Origin of the sequence: Ramlibacter sp. (assembly GCF_050250995.1) — a bacterium.
GTDB lineage: Bacteria > Pseudomonadota > Gammaproteobacteria > Burkholderiales > Burkholderiaceae_C > Ramlibacter.
In genome coordinates this window covers 1-2,981 of record NZ_JBFWNP010000107.1, presented here as the reverse complement: position 1 = coordinate 2,981, position 2,981 = coordinate 1, and the positions used below count along the sequence as shown (strand labels likewise).

The window sequence follows — 2,981 nt, the reverse complement described above, 5'->3', positions numbered from 1 at the left end:
CCGCCACGGCGGAGATCGCCAATCCCGAAAGGGGCATCGCTGCCGGCAGATGCTTGCGCAGCTCGCGCAGCGACCGCGTGATGCGCCGCTGCGGAACCTGGGCGGCGACCAGCGCCTGCGCGGTGCGCAGCAGGATCAGGTCCTGGAACGAGAACCGCCACGCGTTGCGAGCACCGCGGGCGGGCGTGACGAAGCCGGCGTCGACCAGCGCGCGGATCGTGCTGCGGGAAAGGCCGAGCAACCGCTCGACGTCGCGGACGCCGTAGGCTTGCACGACGCCGCGGCCCGAAAGGCGTTACGCCTTCTTCCGGGCGCCCTTGCGTGCGACGGGCGCTTCCTCCGCGGGCACCTCGACCGCGGCCGCCCGCTTGGCCGGCTAGCGCGCCGGCTTGGCGGTGTCGTCCGCGGCGGCGGGCGCCTTCGCCACGGCCGGGGCGCGTGCCGCGCCCTTCTTGGCGAGGCTCGCGCGCAGCGCTTCCATGAGGTCGATCACCTGCGCGCCGCCCTCGGGCGCCTCGGTGAGCGTGATCTCCTGGCCATCCACCTTCTTCTGCACGGCGGCCTCGATGCGCTGTGCCACTTCGTCCTTGTACGCGGACGGATCGAAGGTGGCGGAGGTCTGCTGCTCGATCAGCTGCTGCGCGAGCTTGAGTTCCGCGGGCTTGACGTCGGTCTTCGGGATGTCCAGGTCCTTCATCGAGCGCACTTCACCCGCGTACAGCAACTGCTGCATCACGAGGCCATCCTCGACCGGGCGGATCATCACGATGTACTGCTTGCCGCGCGCCGCCCAGCGGCCGAGCGCACAGCGCTGCGATTCGCGCAGCGCGCTCGCGAGCAACGCATAGGGCTTGGCGCCGCCCTTGTCGGGCGCCAGGTAGTACGCCTTGTCGAAGTACACCGGATCGACCGCCTCGAGCGGCACGAATTCGGTGATCTCGGCCATGTGCGTGCCCGCCTCTTCCATCGCCTTCAGCTCTTCGGGCGAGAAGGTGACGTACTGGTCCTTCGCGAACTCGTAGCCCTTCACGATGTCTTCGCGCGGCACCACCACGTCTTCCTTGATGCAGACGTATTGCTGCTTGAGGCGCGACCCGCAGCCCTTGTGCAGCATGTTGAACGACACCGCCCTGCTCGCTTCGGTGGCCGAATAGAGCTTCACCGGGATCGACACCAGCCCGAAGGACACCGTCAAACTCGCGATCGATCGTGCTGCCATGTGCTGCCTCCGCCTGTGCTGGTCCGATGCTTCGGCGTTGTTCAGGCCTTCACGCCCGCCAGCGCCTCTTCGATGCTCTGCTTGCGCTTCAGCGCGTCGTGCCAGCGATCGCCCGTCTGCGCCAGCCGTTGCGGCGCATTGGCCATCGTGAAATCCAGCGGGTGCGCGCTGGCCAGTTCGTCCCATGTCAAAGGCATCGACACGGGCGCCCCGGATACCCCGCGGGGCGAGTACGCAACATTCAACGTCTTGCCGCGGACGTTCATGTTGTAGTCCATGAAAATCTTACCAGTGCGTTTCGGAATACTCCACTCCAGCGTGATGTCTTTGGGGTGCAGGCGGCGCAAGTGTTGTCCCACGAGCTCAGAGACGTGCCGGGCGGCATCGAAGTCGAGCGTCCGCCGGATGGGGACGAATACGTGCAGCCCCGTCTTGCCGGAGGTCTTGACGATGGCCTCGAGCCCCATGTTCTGCAGGAGTTCACGCAGCCAGAACGCCACCTCCTTCCCCTTCTCGAACGCCACGGTGTTGAGCTCGGGTTCGGCCCCCTTCCCTTCCTTGCCCGAGTAGATGTAGGGGTCGAGGTCGAACAGCACGTAGTCGGGGTAGTTCAATACCGACGCCTCGAGCGCTTCCAGCGAGGCCGCATAGTCGGTGCTCTTGCTCGCGCAGTCGGCGCCGGGCCGCGCCCGCGAGTGCCACACGTGGAACTCGAGCGTGCCCGATTGCGCAAGCCATAGTAGTGTCGGCAGGTTGTTGCACAACAGGTAGTCGTGCTGCTCGTCCTTGCTGCTCGAAAAGACGGTGATCGACTCGACGAAATCGGGCCGCGCCTGCTCCCAGTGCTTCTGGAAGAACCGCTGCCCGCCGATGCCGTCGGGCATGCGGATCATCGTCAACGGCCGGTCGGCGAGGTGCGGGAGCATGTACGGCGACATCTGCGCGCAATAGCGCAGGAGGTCGCGCTTGGTGAACGCCGGATGGTCTTGCGCAGGGTCGGCCGGCCAGTACACGCGGTCGAGATGGGTGAGCGCGATGCGGTGCTTGCCGACCGCGAGCGAGAGCGCGTTCTTCGGTATCTCGAGTTGCGCCAGGACTTCGGCCACGGGGCCGACGGCGGCGGCCGCCCCCTTCTCGGCCGTCGCCGGTCGCCGCACCGCCTTCGCGTCGAGGTCGTCGCGCAGGCGGACGAACACCGGGGCGCGCAGGTGCCCGTCGTCGGTCCAGCTGTGGAAATTCACTTCGGCCACGAGCGTGGGCTCGACCCACGTCGTCGGCGCGTTGAGTTCGGGCGTTTCCACGAACGGACACGTGGGCCGACGCAGCGGCTCCAGGCGCTTCCTCACGGCGGCGAGCGTGCGGTCGTCGAAGCCCGAGCCGACGTGCGATGCGAAGTGCAGCCGCGCACCGCGCGCACCGGGCGCCTTCCCGGTGCGCTTCGGCGCATCCCAGTAGCCGACCAGCAGCGATCCGAGCGAGGCACGCGCGCCCTTCCCCTGCGTGTAGCCGCCGACGACGAAATCACCGCTGACCGTCGGCTTCACCTTCACCCACGATGTCGAGCGGCGCCCCGGTTCGTAGCGGCTTTCCCGGCGCTTGCCCACCACGCCTTCGAAGCCCGCGGCCAGCGCGGCTGCCTGCAGCGCAACGCCATCCTCTTGCGCATGCACGAGCTGCACCAGCGGCGAGGGCAACAGGCACTGCGCCAGGTAGCGCCGCCGGTCGCGATACGGCGCCTGGCGCAGGTCGATGCCGGCGAAGT

The 2,981-nt window shown here is 67.8% G+C and carries 3 protein-coding genes; all 3 read right to left on the bottom strand.

Annotation, left to right across the window (positions count from 1 at the left end):
• The coding region (locus AB7E83_RS28150; RefSeq protein ID WP_428574849.1) for a MerR family transcriptional regulator at positions 1–274 on the bottom strand (274 nt) is incomplete at its 3' end.
• A gap of 102 nt (positions 275–376) precedes the next feature.
• Positions 377–1,219 carry a Ku protein gene (locus AB7E83_RS28145; RefSeq protein ID WP_428574847.1) on the bottom strand — a complete coding sequence of 281 codons (843 nt, stop codon included), beginning with the start codon at positions 1,217–1,219 and terminating at the stop codon, positions 377–379.
• Between the two features lie 41 nt (positions 1,220–1,260).
• On the bottom strand, positions 1,261–2,981 hold a 1,721-nt coding region (gene ligD, locus AB7E83_RS28140; protein WP_428574845.1), incomplete at its 5' end, for a non-homologous end-joining DNA ligase.